The organism is Hydrogenophaga sp. NFH-34 (assembly GCF_021401345.1).
GTDB lineage: Bacteria > Pseudomonadota > Gammaproteobacteria > Burkholderiales > Burkholderiaceae_C > Hydrogenophaga > Hydrogenophaga electricum.
Map to the genome: position 1 here is coordinate 1 of NZ_JACBGE010000005.1, position 15,512 is coordinate 15,512.

The 15,512-nt window shown below is 68.6% G+C and carries 14 protein-coding genes and 1 other RNA gene; 4 read left to right on the forward strand and 11 right to left on the reverse strand.

Going from position 1 to position 15,512, the window contains the following annotated elements:
* Positions 1-158 precede the first annotated feature (158 nt).
* The gene (locus L0977_RS05850) at positions 159-1,241 is read right to left on the reverse strand and encodes an IS110 family transposase (RefSeq protein ID WP_234263906.1); all 1,083 of its coding nucleotides are present in this window, start codon (positions 1,239-1,241) and stop codon (positions 159-161) included.
* 140 nt (positions 1,242-1,381) lie between these two features.
* On the opposite strand from L0977_RS05850, the gene L0977_RS05855 reads away from it, so the two are divergent.
* Positions 1,382-1,678: a hypothetical protein gene (locus L0977_RS05855; protein ID WP_234263907.1), complete on the forward strand. Its 297-nt coding sequence runs from the start codon at positions 1,382-1,384 to the stop codon at positions 1,676-1,678.
* A gap of 141 nt (positions 1,679-1,819) precedes the next feature.
* Here L0977_RS05855 and rnpB read toward each other — a convergent pair.
* The 3 genes from rnpB to L0977_RS05870 all read right to left on the reverse strand — a co-directional run bounded on the left by rnpB (position 1,820) and on the right by L0977_RS05870 (position 4,487).
* Positions 1,820-2,155, reverse strand: an RNA gene (rnpB, locus tag L0977_RS05860) — RNase P RNA component class A.
* A gap of 320 nt (positions 2,156-2,475) precedes the next feature.
* On the reverse strand, positions 2,476-3,840 hold the full coding sequence (locus L0977_RS05865; RefSeq protein ID WP_234263909.1) for an MATE family efflux transporter: 1,365 nt from the start codon (positions 3,838-3,840) through the stop codon (positions 2,476-2,478).
* A 50-nt stretch (positions 3,841-3,890) separates the two neighbouring features.
* A complete protein-coding gene (locus L0977_RS05870) occupies positions 3,891-4,487 on the reverse strand; it encodes a DUF2239 family protein (RefSeq protein WP_234263911.1) in 597 nt (198 codons plus the stop codon).
* Between the two features lie 122 nt (positions 4,488-4,609).
* Between L0977_RS05870 and L0977_RS05875 the strand changes: the two genes are divergently transcribed.
* Together L0977_RS05875 and L0977_RS05880 are read left to right on the forward strand one after the other, a co-directional pair.
* Positions 4,610-6,430 (forward strand): NAD(P)/FAD-dependent oxidoreductase, encoded by a 1,821-nt coding sequence (locus tag L0977_RS05875; protein ID WP_234263912.1) that lies wholly within the window; start codon positions 4,610-4,612, stop codon positions 6,428-6,430.
* Between the two features lie 123 nt (positions 6,431-6,553).
* Positions 6,554-7,144 (forward strand): glycine zipper 2TM domain-containing protein, encoded by a 591-nt coding sequence (locus L0977_RS05880; protein WP_234263913.1) that lies wholly within the window; start codon positions 6,554-6,556, stop codon positions 7,142-7,144.
* 87 nt (positions 7,145-7,231) lie between these two features.
* On the opposite strand, the gene htpX is transcribed toward L0977_RS05880, so the two are convergent.
* From htpX to L0977_RS05905, 5 genes are all read right to left on the reverse strand, one after another.
* Positions 7,232-8,101, reverse strand: a complete 870-nt coding sequence (htpX, locus tag L0977_RS05885) for a protease HtpX (RefSeq protein WP_234263914.1) — start codon at positions 8,099-8,101, stop codon at positions 7,232-7,234.
* A 99-nt stretch (positions 8,102-8,200) separates the two neighbouring features.
* Positions 8,201-9,586, reverse strand: coding sequence for a glutamine synthetase family protein (locus tag L0977_RS05890; protein ID WP_234263915.1), 1,386 nt, complete (start codon positions 9,584-9,586; stop codon positions 8,201-8,203).
* Positions 9,583-10,371 (reverse strand): DUF3025 domain-containing protein, encoded by a 789-nt coding sequence (locus L0977_RS05895; RefSeq protein WP_234263917.1) that lies wholly within the window; start codon positions 10,369-10,371, stop codon positions 9,583-9,585. Before L0977_RS05895 ends, L0977_RS05890 begins: the two co-directional genes overlap by 4 nt.
* A 4-nt stretch (positions 10,372-10,375) precedes the next feature.
* Positions 10,376-11,413: a dihydroorotase gene (pyrC, locus tag L0977_RS05900; protein ID WP_234263918.1), complete on the reverse strand. Its 1,038-nt coding sequence runs from the start codon at positions 11,411-11,413 to the stop codon at positions 10,376-10,378.
* Positions 11,414-11,422: 9 nt separating this feature from the next.
* Positions 11,423-12,370, reverse strand: coding sequence for a LysR family transcriptional regulator (locus L0977_RS05905; RefSeq protein ID WP_234263919.1), 948 nt, complete (start codon positions 12,368-12,370; stop codon positions 11,423-11,425).
* Between the two features lie 120 nt (positions 12,371-12,490).
* Here L0977_RS05905 and L0977_RS05910 point away from each other — a divergent pair, with 120 nt between their 5' ends.
* Positions 12,491-13,837 carry an aspartate aminotransferase family protein gene (locus tag L0977_RS05910; protein WP_234263920.1) on the forward strand — a complete coding sequence of 449 codons (1,347 nt, stop codon included), beginning with the start codon at positions 12,491-12,493 and terminating at the stop codon, positions 13,835-13,837.
* Positions 13,838-13,858: 21 nt separating this feature from the next.
* Here the strand turns inward: L0977_RS05910 and L0977_RS05915 are convergent, their stop codons facing one another.
* Both L0977_RS05915 and L0977_RS05920 read right to left on the reverse strand, forming a co-directional pair.
* Positions 13,859-14,290, reverse strand: a complete 432-nt coding sequence (locus L0977_RS05915; RefSeq protein WP_234263921.1) for a GreA/GreB family elongation factor — start codon at positions 14,288-14,290, stop codon at positions 13,859-13,861.
* A 285-nt stretch (positions 14,291-14,575) separates the two neighbouring features.
* The gene (locus L0977_RS05920) at positions 14,576-15,502 is read right to left on the reverse strand and encodes a LysR substrate-binding domain-containing protein (protein ID WP_234263922.1); all 927 of its coding nucleotides are present in this window, start codon (positions 15,500-15,502) and stop codon (positions 14,576-14,578) included.
* Positions 15,503-15,512: the final 10 nt, after the last annotated feature.

Below are 15,512 nucleotides of genomic sequence, written 5' to 3' on the forward strand. Positions count from 1 at the left end.
CCTCGATGCTCGAACACCATGCGCACCGCGCGCTCGCGCACCTCGGGCGAAAACTTCACTGACTTCCTCATGGCTCCATCCTCTCAAAGATTGGAGCCTCCTCAAAATCCGGGGCGGTTCATGAGGTGGGGTGGGTGAAGAGATCAGCTCAGACAAGATCAGGCCGGCAGGGCGAAGCTCTGCCGGCTTTGTTTTTGGGTCAGCCTGGCCGTCTCATCAAACGGCACGTGGTCGCGCAGCGTGGCATAGCAGATGCGCGCGAGCTTGTTGGCCAGGGCGCAGGTGGCTTTGTTGTGGTTGCTGCGGCCCTGCACATCCAGCGCCCAGCGGCGGATGCCGCAGACGTCCTTGCCCGCGCCTTCGGCAACCTTGGCCGCTCGCAGCACACTTCGAGCACCGTGCGTGAGCAGCATGCGCAGGTAGCGGTCGCCCTTCTTGGAGATGCGCCCCAGGTAGCGGCAGGACCCCGAGCCGTACTCGCGCGGCGTCAGGCCGAACCAACTGGAGAAGTGGCACGCGTCCTGGAAGTACGTCACTTCGCCCGATGTGGCGGCCACCAGGGCGGTGGCGGTGAGCAACCCGATGCCGGGCACCGACAGCCGCAGCGTACAGGCCGGGCTGAGGCAGGCCACGCTGGCGAGCTCGCGCTCGACCTGGGCGATGCACGCTTCGAGCCGGCTGACTTCAATGAGCAGATCGCCGATCACGGTGTTGGCCCAGCCGGGCAGGTCCTCCAGGCGGGCCAGCGCTTCGCGGCGCACGACGGCGGCCTTGAGGGGCAAGACGATGCCCAGCTCCGAGAGCAGGCCGCGGATGCGGTTGAGCGTGGCGGTGCGCTGTTCCACGAAACCCTGGCGGGCGCGGTGTACGAGCAACTGGCCTTGCTGGTCGAGGCTCTTGACCGGCACGAAGCGCATGGTGGGTCGGGTGACGGCTTCGCAGATGGCGGCGGCGTCGGCCGCATCGTTCTTGCCGCGTTTGCCCGAGAGGCGATAGGGGATGACGAACTTGGGCGCCATCAGGCGCACGGTGTGGCCGAACTTCGCAAATTCACGCGCCCAGCGGTGGGCGCCGGAGCAGGCCTCCATGCCGATCAGGCACGGCGGCAGCGAGGCGATGAGTTCGAGCAGCTTGGCGCGCGCAACGCTCGGGCGCACCAGCGCGGGCTTGCCTGCTTCGTCCACGCCGTGAACGGCAAAGACGTTCTTTGCCAGATCGATGCCAACGGATACGATTGCCATGGCCTTCCCCTTCCAACAAACGAGTGAGTTGATGAGAGTTCGCACTTCCCATCGTGGCACCTGGATGCCGTACCCCGCAAATGCGCGGATCACCCGGGACGGGGAAGTCCCTTTCATTCGTTAGACCTCAGAACCAGCACATGGCCATCATCGGTCGCAAGCCAATCACCATCCCACCTTGGGTGAGGATTGCCATCGCGCTCGTGGTCGCGACTGTGCTCACACTGGTCGCCCTCTCGTTGACGTTCGGCAATTCGGGAAACATCGGTGGAAAGGCCGCTCTAACCGGAGCCGTTCTGGTGCTACCCCTCGTCTTGGCCACAAAGTCCGAGTGGTCCGCTGGCGTGTCCATCGCCTTCGCGTTCGTGACTTACTTTTTTGTGTGCATGACCGCAGTGTGGTTCTTCACGCGCGAAAAGCGTGTCCAAGGTGAGTAGGCAACAGAATGCCGGACGGACTGAGGTCCAACAGGTCGTTCGCCGCAGACACGCGGCGGCATTGCGCCGCCAAGCGGAGGTTCACCAGCATGCCAGACGGAGCAATGCCAATGCATGCGTGATGAAGTGGGGGCAATAAAAGTGTGAAGCGCACCGATAAGCCGGATTCTGTGCATGCAGGTTGCCCCGCATGTGACCGCCATTTCTCTGGGCCGGGGGTCGCCCACCCGGCTCGATGCTACCTACCCGCCAGCTCCGCGGAACCACATCAACGCTGGCCTATTTGGTATTGCTGCGCGTAGAGATTGCCCGTTTCACCCGAACTGAATCGGCTCGTCTCTGTTGCTCTGATCCTCACCTTAGGGTCTTGCGACTGGTCGGTGGAGAGGTGTTACCTCCTACGCTGTCCTGTGCAGTCCGGACGTTCCTCCAGCACACCCTTTCGGGTCTCGTGCCAGCGGCGGTCTGGCGCGCTTCACGGGCCGGATTATCCCGCAACCGTGCGGCGAATTTGCGGGGGGCCAGATTCAAGCGTCGGGAAGCCGTGACGCGTCTAGATTCCCGCCTGCGCGGGCATGACGGAGTTTGGGGCAGCGCCCCGCGTCAGCGGTGGAGCGTGGGGGCAACGGGCCTGCCGCCGGGCCGCCCCAAGGCAGGCCCAGCCCCTCGGGGGGCAGCGACCCGCGCAGCGGCGGAGCGTGGGGGCAACGGGCCTGCCGCCGGGCCGCCCCAAGGCAGGCCCAGCCCCCTCGGGGGGCAGCGACCCGCGCAGCGGCGGAGCATGGGGGCCACATTCATCACACCAGCCGCCGGATCTCCTTGTGGCGCCAGACACCGTGGTAGTACGCCGTCTGCAGCCCCAGCATCACGAGGTAGGCCACCGGGAAGCCCAGCCAGATGCCGGGCAGGCCCATGCGTGCGTCGAGCGCCCAAGCCACCCCGGTCTGCACGACGATGATGCAGAAGATGGTGATGAGGGTGGGCACCAGCACCACGCCGCTGGCGCGCATAAGGCCGCCGATGACGGCCTGGAAGCCGAAGATCAGGATGCTCCAGAGCATGATGTGTAGGAAGTGCTCGGCCTGCGCCAGCACGTTTTCCTGCGTCAGGAACAGGCCCAGGAACACGCGCGACAGCGCGTAACCCAGCAGCACCAGCCCGCCGGTGATCGCCACGTTGAGCCACAGGCCGGTCTTGAGGATGCGCCCCAGCCGTTCGTTGGCGCCGGCACCGATGGCCTGCGCCGCCAGGATGGAGGCGGTGATGGCGATGGACAGCGCCGGGAATTGCACGTAGTTCACCACCTGCGTGACGGCGCCATAGGCCGCGGTGGCTTCGGAGCCGTGCCGGTTCACCAGGGTCAGGATCACCAGTTCCGACACCGAGATCACCACCATCTGCACGCCCGTGGGCAGGCCGATGCGCAGCACCTTGGCAAGCACGGCGCGGTCCAGCCGGAAGGCGGCGAGCAGGTGGCGGTCGGGCGCCATCACGTGGCCGAGCCGGCGCAGGCGCACCGCCAGGAAAGCCAGCGCCGCCAGGGTCGAGATGAAGCCGGCCACCGCCGCACTCAGGATGCCCAGTTGCGGCAGACCCAGCCAGCCGCGGATGAAGGCCGGCGTCAGCAGCAGCCCCAGGCTGGTGGAAATGGCCAGCGCCATGAGCGGCGAGACGGTGTCGCTCACGCCGCGCAGCAACTGGGTGAACAGGATGAACACCAGCAGCACGGGCATCATGAGCATCATCACCCGCGCATAGCGCAGCGCGTCTTCCAGCACGTCGGGCGGGGTGCCCAGGGCCTGCATGGCTTCGCGGGCGAACACGGCGCCCAGCACCGCCGCCACCAGGCCGATGAGGGCGCCCAGCGCCAGCGCGGCGCCCGTGATCTGGCGCACCTTGCCCGGTTCGCGGGCGCCCCAGGCTTGGCCCACCAGCACCGAAGCACCCGCGCCCAGCCCGATGACCAGCGAGATGAAGAAGAACACGATGGGGAACATGCCCGCCACCGCCGCCAGCGCGTGGGTGCCCAGCATCTGGCCGATGTAGATGCCGTTGAGCGTGCCCGACAGCCCTTGCAGGATGTTGGACAGGATCATGGGCACAAGGAAGATGAGGTAGACGCGCCACAGCGGCGGTGGCGTCTGGGGAATCGAAGCGGTCATGAAAACCCAGTCAAAAAAAGTCGGCGGGGTGCCACATGGGGCGGTGTGGGTCAGGGGGCCACGTCAAAGGCGTCGCGGGCCAGCCAGGCGAGGTGGCCTTTCACGTCGGCCGGCCAGCCGGTGGTCTGGCGGTGGAAGCCGGCGCCGTCGCCCGCAAACAGGGCGCGGCAGGCCTCTTCAAACCCGGGCCAGTCGGCCGTCATGGCGCTCATGAAACGGTAGGCGCGCTCGCGCGCCAGGCGCTGGGCGTCGGCTTGCACCTGGCTGCGGCGGGCTTCGTCCACCAGCCGCCGCAGGGTGGCGGATGCCCCCCCGCGCTGTTGCGCCAGCCAGGCCCAGTGGCGCGGCAGCAGCGTCACTTCGCGCGCCACCACGCCCAGCCGCGGCCGGCCGACCGATGCGCCACTGTCCGGCGCGGCGCCGTCTGCCGCAGCGTCCTCGGGCTCGCCGGTGCCGGCGGGCCAGGGGTGGTCGACCTGGGCGCCAGTGCCGTCATCAAACACCAGCAGGCGCTCGTCGGACGCGGGCAGGTCGGCCAGCGCCCGGGCAACGTCGGCATACCGGCCCTGCGCCACGCGGCGCGGACCGAGGAAGGCCGAGCAGGTCGGCCAGGGTTCGGCAGGGGTATCGGGGGTTTCGGTGAGCATGGCGCGCATTATATCCGGGTATTTTATTTTTACCCGGGCTAAATAAAACCTGCGTCCACCGCTGGCACGGCGACAATAGCGGGCCACGACCGTCCTGCTTGATCACTACAAGCCCCACGACCATGATCCGCATTGCCGAACTGAAACTGCCCCTGGCCGAGGTGCCTTTCGAGCACCGCCGCGCCGCCGACGCCCCCACCGAAACCGACGACGACCGCGCGCCACCGCCCCATCCGGTCGAGGCGCTGACGCGCCTGGCGGCGCAGGCCCTGGGGGTCGACCCGGCCGCCATCGCCAGCCTGCAGGTGTTCAAGCGCAGCTTCGACGCGCGCAAGGCCGATCTGCTGGCGGTCTACATCGTGGACGCGACGCTGGCCGATCCGGCGCTGGAGCCGCACCTGCTCGCGCAGCATGCGAAGAACCCGCACATCCAGCCCGCGCCCGACATGGCCTGGCACGCGCCCGGGCAGGCGCCGGCCGGCTGGCCGGTGCGCGAAGAAGACCGGCCGATCGTCGTGGGCCTGGGCCCCTGCGGGCTGTTCACCGCCCTGACCCTGGCACAGATGGGGTTCCGCCCCATCGTGCTGGAACGCGGCAAGCCGGTGCGTGAGCGCACCAAGGACACCTGGGGCCTGTGGCGCAAGAAGCAGCTCAACCCGCAGAGCAATGTGCAGTACGGCGAAGGCGGCGCGGGCCTGTTTTCCGACGGCAAGCTCTACAGCCAGATCAAGGACCCGCGCTTTCTGGGCCGCAAGGTGATGCAGGAATTCGTCGAGGCCGGCGCGCCGCCCGAAATCCTGTACCAGGCCCACCCGCACATCGGCACCTTCAAGCTGGTCAAGGTGGTCGAGACCATGCGCGAGAAGATCGTCGCGCTCGGCGGCGAGATCCGCTTCCAGCACCAGGTGACCGGTCTCCGGCTGGAGGCCGGCGGCGATGGCCGGCAGCAACTGGCCGCCCTAAGCGTGCGGCGCCTGGACACGGGCGACACCGTGGAACAGCCGGCGCGGCGCGTGGTGCTGGCCCTGGGCCACAGTTCGCGCGACACCTTCGCCCTGCTGCACGACGCGGGCGTGTTCCTGGAAGCCAAACCGTTTTCGGTCGGCTTTCGCATCGAACACCCGCAGGGCGTGATCGACCGCGCGCGCTGGGGCCGCCATGCCGGCCACCCGCTGTTGGGCGCGGCCGACTACAAGCTGGTGCACCACGCCCAAAACGGGCGTGCGGTCTACAGCTTCTGCATGTGCCCGGGCGGCACCGTGGTGGCGGCCACCAGCGAACCCGGCCGCGTCGTCACCAATGGCATGAGTCAGTATTCGCGCGCCGAGCGCAACGCCAACGCCGGCATGGTGGTGGGCATCGACCTGGCCGACTACCCCACGCACTTCCCGCAGGACCTGCCGCTGTGGACCGCCGCCTTCGGCGACACCGATGGCCCCCGCTACGCCCAGCAGGCCGAGGCCATGGCGGCGCAGGGCCAGACGCACCCGCTGGCCGGGATCGTGCTGCAGCGCGCGTTGGAAGCGCGCGCTTTCGAACTGGGCGGGCGCAGCTACGAAGCACCGGGCCAGAAGGTGGGCGACTTCCTCGCCGGCACCCCCTCGCGCGCCTTCGGCGAGGTGCAGCCTTCGTACAAACCGGGCGTGAAGCTGGGCGACCTGGCCCCCGCCCTGCCGGCCTACGCCATCGAGGCCATGCGCGAGGCGCTGCCGGTGTTCGGCCGCAAGATCAAGGGTTACGACATGCCCGACGCGATGCTCACGGGCGTGGAAACGCGCACCAGTTCGCCACTGCGCATCACGCGCGGCGAAGACCTGCAGAGCCTGAACACGCGCGGCCTGTACCCGGCCGGCGAAGGCGCCGGGTACGCCGGCGGCATTCTGTCGGCGGGTGTGGACGGCGTGCGCATCGCGGAAGCGGTGGCGCGCGACCTGCTCGGCTGAGCCCCACGCCGTCCCGCCCCTACACGGCGTTACATCTGCCGCACCAGCTTTACCTGCCTATCGGCGCGCCTTGACAGGGCCCCGGCACGATGCAGGCTCCTTCAACCCAAGGAGTTCTTCATCATGAACCTCTCTCGCAAGCCCCTCCTGCTGCCCGTCATGGCGGGCGTGATCGCAGCATCCGCCACCGGCCTGGCCCAGGCCGGCAACGAGAAGGCCCGTGTGGTCAGCAGCACCCCGATCTACGAAACCGTGTCGGTTCCGCGCGAAGTCTGCCGCGCCGAGCAGGTGGTCGTGCCAGGCCGCTCCAGCGGCGCCGGCGCCATCATGGGCGGCATTGCCGGCGGTGCCGTGGGCAATGCCATCGGCGGCGGCAGCGGCCGCGCCATCGCCACCGTGCTCGGGGTCGTGGGCGGCGCCGTGCTGGGCGACCACATCGAAGGCCGTGGCCCGGCCACCACCCAGACCATGCAACGCTGCCAGACCGAATACGTGAGCGAGCAGCGCCCGGCCGGCTACAACGTGGTGTACGAATACGCTGGCCGCCGCTACAGCATGCAGACCGAACAGGCCCCGGGCCGCTACGTGAATGTGGACGTCACGCCCAGCGCCCCGGCCTACCGCCCGCAAGCCGGCTGGCAGCCACCGCAACCCGGTGTGATCCACATTGACGCCCAACCCCAGCCACGCGGACCCGGCCGCCACTGGTACTGACACGCAGAGCCACAGGGCCTGACCAGAAACGACAAACCCCGCCGATGGCGGGGTTTGTTTTGGGGGGGAAAACCGCCTGCCGGTGGATCAGAGCTTCTGCAGAGCGGCGATGCGCTCTTCCATCGGCGGGTGGGTACTGAACAGCTTGCCCAGGCCACCGGCGATGCCCATGGCCTGCATGGTCTTGGGCAGCTCGCCCGGAGTCATGCCGCCCAGACGGGCCAGGGCATTGATCATGGGCTGCTTGCGGCCCATGAGCTGGGCGGCCCCGGCGTCGGCGCGGAATTCGCGCTGGCGGCTGAACCAGGCCACCACAATGGCGGCGGCAAAACCCAGCACGATGTCGAGCACGATGGTGGTGACCATGTAGCCGATGCCCGGGCCGCTGCTGTTGCTGTCGCCGCGGCGCAGGAAACTGTCCACCGCATAGCCGATGACGCGGCTGAGGAACACCACGAAGGTGTTCATCACGCCCTGGATCAGCGTCATGGTGACCATGTCGCCGTTGGCCACGTGGGCCACTTCGTGGCCGATCACGGCCTCGACCTCTTCGCGCGTCATGCCCTGCAGCAGACCGGTGGACACGGCCACGAGCGCGCTGTTCTTGAAGGCGCCGGTGGCGAAGGCATTGGGAGCGCCGTCGTAGATACCGACTTCGGGCATGCCGATGCCGGCCTTTTCGGCGAACTGCTGGACCGTCTGCACGATCCAGGCCTCGTCGGCGGTCTGCGGCTGGTTGATGATGCGCACGCCCATGCTCATCTTGGCCATCATCTTGCTCATCAGCAGCGAGATGGTCGCGCCGCCAAAGCCGATGATCAGCGAGAAGCCGGCCAGCGCCGTCATGTTCAGGCCGTTGGCGGTCAGGTAGCGGTCGACCCCGAACAGGCGGGTCGTGATCAGCAGCACCGCCATGACGGCCACGTTGGTCAGGACAAACAAGAGGATGCGTTTCATGCAGGCTCCGTGGGGTTGAAAACAGGGATGAATGATAGTGGGGGCCGATCTGCCCCGTTTCAAGCGGAACGGCGGCCCATCTGCGGAGCAGTTCGGCGCTCAGACCTGGGGCAGCAGGAAGCGGCGTTCCCAGGCGGTGACTTCGCGCAGGAAATGCTCGTGCTCCAGGGTCTTGACGGCCAGGTACCCGCGCACGAAGCGTTCACCCAGCAAACGGGCAGCGTGCCGGCTCGACGCCATCTGATTCAGCGCCGCGTCAAAGGTTCGCGGCAAGTCGCGCGCCTGATCGTAACCATTGCCCTGCACCGGCTCGGCGGGCTGGCAGCGCTCTTCCAGGCCGGCCAGCCCGGCCGCCAGCGTGGCGGCCATGGCCAGGTAGGGATTGGCATCGGCACCGGCCAGGCGGTTTTCCACCCGGCGTGCGGCCGGGCCGCTGACCGGCACGCGCAGGCCAGCGGTGCGGTTGTCGTGGCCCCACTGCACGTTGGTCGGCGCCTGGCTGCCGGCCACGTAGCGACGGTAGCTGTTGACGGTGGGCGCGTAGACCAGCATCAGGTCGGGCGTGTAGGCCTGCAACCCGCCGATGTAATGCCCGAAGGCCTCGGTCGCCGAGCCATCGGCGGCACTGAAAATGTTGCGCCCCTGCGCGTCGACCACGCTCTGGTGCAGGTGCATGGAGCTGCCGGCTTGACCGGGCACGGGCTTGGCCATGAAGACGGCATTCAACCCCTGCTGCAGCGCGATCTCGCGCGCCGCGGTCTTGAACAGGAAGGCCTGGTCGGCCACGGCCACCGGGTCGCCGTGCAGCAGGTTGATCTCGTACTGGTTCTCGCCCACCTCGTGCAGCCAGGTGTCGGCGCGGATGCCCAGGCCGTCGATGGCGGCGTGAAAGGCGTCCCAGAACGGCGCCAGTTCGTTGAGCGCGTTCAGGCTGAAGGCCGACTGGCCGACCTCGGGCCGGCCGCCCTTCCCGGTGGGCGAGGCCAGCGGCTGGGCCGGGTCGGTCATGGCGGCGGTCAAGTAGAACTCGATCTCGGGCGCGACCACCGGGGTCAGCCCGGCTGCGGCGTAGCGCGCGACCACGTTTTTGAGCACCGAACGCGGCGCGAACTCGCACAGGCTGCCGTCCATTTCATAGGCGTCGTGCACCGCCAGGTAGCGCGGCACGCTGGCCCAGGGCGAGCGTTTGAGGGTGGCCAGATCGGGCACCAGACGCACGTCGGGATCGCTGTCGGGGAAGATGGGGTCGTAGCTGTATTCGCCGGTCACGCACTGCATCGGAATGGCCTGGCAGATGCGCAGCTCGGTGCCGCCGGCAAAGCTCGCGGCGGGCATGAGCTTGCCACGCGGGTAGCCGGTGACGTCGGCGAACAGGCACTCGACGTCGCGCACGCCGATCTCTCGGAAGTGGGCGGCCAGGGTGGCGCGGTCGGCGTCCAGCGCGAGGTTCAGGTGGGACCAGGAAGCGGCGGCGGAAGAAGTCATGTCAGATGGGCGGTGGCGATTCGGGGCGGCCGGAACACGGTGTCGTCGTTGTAGAACGCCGGCTGCTGGTTGGCCGGCCACCAGCCCGGTACGCCCAGCACAGGCAGGGGGGTGAAGGGTTTGGTGGCCAGTTCGGTGGCCGTCAGGCGTGCTGCCAGCCAGTGGTCCCAGGCCGCCAAGTCGTCCCCCAGTTCGGTGGGCACGGGTGCACGGTAGACATGCCCGGTGATGGACTTGTAAGGCAAAACCAGCTTCTCCAGCAGCGCGTGCCCGAACGCTACCAGCCGCGTCTGCGCCCACAGGGGCCGCAGGTCCACGAAGAGCCGGGTCCACTCACGGGCGATCAAGGCGTCCCAGATCTCGTCGGGCGCCTGCAGCAGCACGGCGTTTTCGTCGAACAGGGTGATCGCGTCGCGCACCGGCCCGCGCACCTGGCCCACGCCCGCCTGCGCGATCTGTGCCGCCTGCAAGCGGTTGAGCAGGCGCTTGGTGGCCGGAAACCGTTGCCAGACCAGGCCGTTGAAGAAGTCGTGCAGGCCCTCGCGCGTGGGCACCGCGCCGGTCTCGAAGATGAACTGCTCGTAGGCCATGCCCTCGGGCAGCTCGCCCTGCGGCACGAAGCGTGGGCCGGCCGCCCCGACCTGCTGCGTCAGCGCCTGCGGCAGCGGCACGCCCCGCGCACAGGCCGCGCACACTGCCGCACCGGCGGTGGCAAAGGCGGCGTTCCAGGGCTGCGACCAGTCGGGCGAGGGCCTTGCCTGTTTCGCCCCGGTCGCGGCACACATGGTCTCAGCCCACCAGCTTCCAGGGAAGCGCTTCGCCCGAGCGCAGCGGCTTGAGCTCGGCTTCGCCGAAGGCAAAGCTTGCGGGCGGCGTCCAGCTCTGCTTGCGCAGGGTGATGGTGCCGGTGTTGCGCGGCAGGCCGTAGAAGGCCGGGCCGTTGAAGCTGGCGAAGGCTTCGAGCTTGTCGAGCGCACCCGCAGCCTCGAAGGCTTCGGCGTACATCTCGATGGCGGCGTGGGCGGTGTAACACCCGGCGCAGCCGGTGGCGTGTTCCTTCAGGTGCGCCGGATGCGGCGCGCTGTCGGTGCCCAGGAAGAACTTCGCATTGCCGCCGGTGGCCACGGCCACCAGGGCCTGGCGGTGGGTCTCGCGCTTGAGCACCGGCAGGCAGTAGTAGTGCGGGCGGATGCCGCCGGTGAAGATGGCGTTGCGGTTGTAGAGCAGGTGGTGCGCGGTGATGGTCGCACCCAGGTGGGCGTCGGCCTCGGCCACGTACTGCGCCGCCTCCTTGGTCGTGATGTGTTCCATCACGATCTTCAGGCCCGGGAAGTCCTTGCGCAGCGGTTCCAGCTGCTGCTCGATGAACACCGCCTCGCGGTCGAACAGGTCGATGTCGGGGCTGGTCACCTCGCCGTGCACCAGCAGCAGCACGCCGGCCTTCTGCATGGCTTCGAGCGTCTGGTAGGTCTTGCGGATGTCGGTCACGCCCGCATCGCTGTTGGTGGTGGCGCCGGCCGGGTACAGCTTGCAGGCCACCACGCCGGCGTCCTTGGCGCGCGCGATCTCGTCGGCCGGCAAGTTGTCGGTCAGATACAGCGTCATCAGCGGCTCGAAGGCCACACCTGCGGGCACGGCGGCGCGGATGCGCTCGGCGTAGCCCGTCGCCTGGGCCGCGGTGGTCACCGGCGGCTTGAGGTTGGGCATGATGATGGCGCGGCCGAACTGGGCAGCCGTGTGGGGCACGACGGTGTTCAGGGCGGCGCCGTCGCGCACGTGCAGGTGCCAGTCGTCGGGGCGGGTGAGGGTCAGGGTGTCTGGGGTCATGGGGTCTGCTCAGGAGTCGGGCGGATTGTCCCATGGGACCTGCACGCCGTGCGCCGCCTCCAGGCAGCGCAGAAAGGTCTGTGCCAGCCGGTCGGACGTTGAAGAAGCCCGCGCCACCGCCACGAAATCCACGGTGTAACCCAGCTCGGCCAGCGCCACCCGGCGCATGTCTCCTTGCGCCACGAAGGGGGCGGCATAGTGGTCCGGCAGGAAGCCGACATAGCCGCCCGAGCGCACCAACAAGGCCACGGCTTCTTGGTCGTTGACCATGGCGCTGCGCTTGAGGCCGAAGCGCCGCGTCACCTCCATGTTCGGCGAATGGAAGGCCAGACCGGCACAGTCGGCCGGGCGCACATCGTCCAGCGCCACCGGATCGCGGGCGAACAGGGGATGCTCCCGGCCGCAGTAGAGGTGCATCTGCTCGTCGAACAGCGGTGTGTACTGCAGGCTTTGCGAACGGCGGTGGTCGGGGACCACGGCGAGGTGCAGTTGCCCGTCAATGACGCCAGGTTCGAGCACATTGAGTGCGCCGATGGTCAGCTCCAGCCGCACCTGCGGCGCCTGCGCCCGGAAAGCGCGCAAGGCGCGATCGATACGTGCCGCCGGGTTGGTCACCGTCTTGTCGAACAGCCCCAGCCGCAAGGTCCCGGTGAGTTGACCGTGCATCTGTCCGACATGGGTGCGGAACGATTCGAGCGCACCCAGCAGGTTCAGGGTGTCGGCGTGCACGCGCTGCCCTTCGTCCGTGAGCGCAAAACCGCCCCGGCCGCGCCGGCAGAGCACCAGGCCCAGGCGCTCCTCCAGGTCCTTGACGTGGCGGCTGATGGTCGAACGGCCGATGTTGAGCTCCAGCTCGGCCGCGGCCATGCCGCCGCAGTCCACCACCGCCTTGAACACTTTGAGCAGGCGGATGTCGGTGTCGCCCACCTGCCCCAGCCACGCCTTGGAATGCGCCACGATGCCCACCTTTCAAAGTTTCATGAATCTGCAACTGAACAGCGCCATGTTGCAGTTTAAAGAATGCGGTGAGCGCCGCACAATCGCGAGATTGTTTGCCCCTCCACAGGATTTGCCACCATGGACATGACCGATCTGAAAGCCACCGCCGGCCTGACCGCCGCCCAGCTCGACGCCCACTGGATGCCCTTTTCGGGCAACCGCCAGTTCAAGGCCGACCCGCGCCTCATCACGGGCGCGGAAGGCGTGCACCTGATCGACGCCCAGGGCCGCCGCATCCTCGACGGCCTGTCGGGCCTTTGGACCTGCGGCCTGGGCCATTGCCGCACCGAAATCAGCCAGGCGATCGCCCAGCAGGCGGCCACGCTGGACTACTCGCCGGCCTTCCAGTTCGGCCACCCGGCCGCCTTCCAACTGGCCGAGAAGATCGTGCAGCACATGCCCGAAGGCCTGAACCACGTGTTCTACACGGGCTCGGGTTCGGAATCGGCCGACACCGCACTGAAGATGGCGCGCGCCTACTGGCGCCTCAAGGGCCAGGCCAGCAAGACCCGCTTCATCGGCCGCGAAAAGGGGTACCACGGGGTCAACTTCGGCGGCATCTCGGTCGGTGGCATCGGCGGCAACCGCAAGACCTTCGGCCAAGGCGTCGAGGCCGATCACCTGCCCCACACCCAGCCGGCGGCCGGTTCGTTCGTGAAAGGCATGCCGGCCGAAGGCGGCGAAGCGCTGGCCAACCGCTTGCTGGACATCATCGCCCTGCACGACGCCAGCAACATCGCGGCCGTGATCGTCGAACCCTTCTCGGGCTCGGCCGGTGTGGTGATCCCGCCCGTGGGCTACCTGCAGCGCCTGCGCGAGATCTGCACGCAGAACAACATCCTGCTGATCTTCGACGAGGTCATCACCGGCTTCGGCCGCTGCGGCGCCTGGACCGGGGCCGAAGCCTTCGGCGTCACGCCCGACATCCTCAACTTCGCCAAGCAGGTCACCAACGGCGCCGTGCCCCTGGGCGGCGTGGTCGCCACGTCCGACATCTACAACACATTCCTGGCGGCGGGCAGCCCCGACTACCTGGTCGAGTTCGCGCACGGCTACACCTACTCGGCGCACCCGCTGGGCTGCGCCGCCGGTCTGGCCACGCTGGACCTGCTGGAGCGGGAAGACGCGCCGGCCCAGGTGCGCGCCCTGGCGCCGCATTTCGAGCAGGCCGTGCACAGCCTGAAGGGCGCAAAACACGTCGTCGACATCCGCAACTACGGCCTGGCCGCCGGCCTGTCGATCGCGCACGCACCGGGCGAGCCCGCCCTGCGCCCCTATCAGGTGGCCATGCACTGCTGGAAGCAGGGTTTCTACGTGCGCTATGGCGCCGACACCATCCAGCTCGCGCCGCCCTTCGTCACCGCGCCCGCCCAGGTCGATGCGCTGGTGAATGCGGTGGGCGAAGCGCTGGCCGCCACCGCCTGAGGCGGTCCGGCCAGCCGGTGGTCAGAGCGTGTACTGGCCGTCGGCCTCCGGCTGGAACACCACGCCCAGGATGCGCAGCGTGTCGCGCTGCCCGTCCGGGCCGGTGAGTTCCACCGCATCGCCCTGGCGCCGCCCCAGCAGCGCCATGCCCACGGGCGACAGCACCGACACGCGCCCCGCGGCCATGTCGGCGTCCGGCGGGTAACACAGGGTCAGCCGCCGCTCGCCCTCGCCGGGGGCCTGGCCCAGCACCACCTGCGAGTTCATCGTCACCACGTCGGCAGGCACGTCCTGCGGCGCCACTTCGTCGGCGCTGTCGATCAGGTCCATCAGTTCGGCAGCCAGCGCCTCCGCCGGCAGGCGCTTGAGCCAGCGGTGCAGCCGGGCGCGATCGGTGGCCGTCACCACCGGCCAGTCGGGGGCGGCGGCATTCGAAAGAGAGGGGGCATTCATGAATCACTCCTGTCAGCAAACACCCCGGTAACCATGCCCCGGGGTCGGGCCGAGCGTGGGCGGAACACGGTCCACCCTGTGCAGAAGGCCCGGCGATGGGAAGTGACGCTCAGTTCAGAAAAGGGGGGAGAGGCATCGCCGGGCCAGATCATCTGCGGCGCGGCGTTTCGGTGCGGCCTCCCCCTGGGCGTTCGCACGCGCCGCGGTCTGCACAAAGGCAGCCCGGCGGGTGGGGACGAGGGGGTGGCGGAGATTCATGCCGGCATCATAGCCCGGCCCCGGGGATCAGGCCACGGGATGTGTGCTCAGGTAGGCCTGCAGGTCGCGCCAGAACGCCTCCACCGTGCCCTTGGCTTTGCGCGTGCCGGAGCGCTCGCGGTAGAGGCGGATGTCCAGCCCGGTCTCGAAGCCGTCGCCGGCGCTGACCAGGCGCCGCGCACGCACTTCGCGCCGCACCGCGCTGGCGGGCAGGAAGGCAATGCCGTGGCCTTCCAGGGCCATGGCCTTGAGACCTTCGGACATGTCGGTTTCGTAGATGCGGTCCAGGTGCACCGGGGTGCCGCTGGCGCGCAGCACCTGGTCGACGGCGCGCCCCATGTAGGCGCCCGGCGCGTAGGCCAGGTAAGGCAGCGGGTGCGCGGCCGTGCCGGGCAGTGCGTAGCGGGGCCGGCCCTCGGCGTCGGGTTTCACATACGGCGAGAGCGTCTCGCGCCCCAGGGGCAGCATCTCGTAGCGCGCGGCGTCGAGCTGGATCGGCTGCGATGTGTGGTGATACGCGATCAGCAGGTCGCAACTGCCTTCCATCAGCCGCATCACCGCGTCGTGCACGTTCATCGCGATCAGGCGGCTTTTGATCGGCGCGCAGCTTTCGCGCAGCCCCGACAGCCAGGCGGGGAAAAACGTGAACGCCAGCGTGTGCGGCACGGCGAACTCGATCACGTCCTGCGCCGCCGCCGTATGCGCCCGCAGCATGGCGCGCGTGGTCTGCAGGGCCTGCAGCATCTCCAGCGCCTGGGTGTAGAGCGTCTGTCCGGCCGGGGTCAGGCGCGTCGGGTAGGACGAGCGGTCCACCAGGTCCGTGCCGGCCCAGGCCTCCAGCGACTGGATGCGCCGGGAGAACGCCGGCTGGGTGACGTGGCGCAACTGCGCCGAGCGGCTGAAGCTGCGCGTCTCGGCCAGGCTGACGAAGTCTTCGAGCCACTTGGTTTCCATGGATCGGCAT

Coding starts and splice junctions, on each gene's coding strand:
- L0977_RS05850 (WP_234263906.1), bottom strand. CDS start 1,241: ATGGCAATCGTATCCGTTGGCATCGATCTGGCAAAGAACGTCTTTGCC.
- L0977_RS05855 (WP_234263907.1), top strand. CDS start 1,382: ATGGCCATCATCGGTCGCAAGCCAATCACCATCCCACCTTGGGTGAGG.
- L0977_RS05865 (WP_234263909.1), bottom strand. CDS start 3,840: ATGACCGCTTCGATTCCCCAGACGCCACCGCCGCTGTGGCGCGTCTAC.
- L0977_RS05870 (WP_234263911.1), bottom strand. CDS start 4,487: ATGCTCACCGAAACCCCCGATACCCCTGCCGAACCCTGGCCGACCTGC.
- L0977_RS05875 (WP_234263912.1), top strand. CDS start 4,610: ATGATCCGCATTGCCGAACTGAAACTGCCCCTGGCCGAGGTGCCTTTC.
- L0977_RS05880 (WP_234263913.1), top strand. CDS start 6,554: ATGAACCTCTCTCGCAAGCCCCTCCTGCTGCCCGTCATGGCGGGCGTG.
- htpX (WP_234263914.1), bottom strand. CDS start 8,101: ATGAAACGCATCCTCTTGTTTGTCCTGACCAACGTGGCCGTCATGGCG.
- L0977_RS05890 (WP_234263915.1), bottom strand. CDS start 9,586: ATGACTTCTTCCGCCGCCGCTTCCTGGTCCCACCTGAACCTCGCGCTG.
- L0977_RS05895 (WP_234263917.1), bottom strand. CDS start 10,371: ATGTGTGCCGCGACCGGGGCGAAACAGGCAAGGCCCTCGCCCGACTGG.
- pyrC (WP_234263918.1), bottom strand. CDS start 11,413: ATGACCCCAGACACCCTGACCCTCACCCGCCCCGACGACTGGCACCTG.
- L0977_RS05910 (WP_234263920.1), top strand. CDS start 12,491: ATGGACATGACCGATCTGAAAGCCACCGCCGGCCTGACCGCCGCCCAG.
- L0977_RS05915 (WP_234263921.1), bottom strand. CDS start 14,290: ATGAATGCCCCCTCTCTTTCGAATGCCGCCGCCCCCGACTGGCCGGTG.
- L0977_RS05920 (WP_234263922.1), bottom strand. CDS start 15,502: ATGGAAACCAAGTGGCTCGAAGACTTCGTCAGCCTGGCCGAGACGCGC.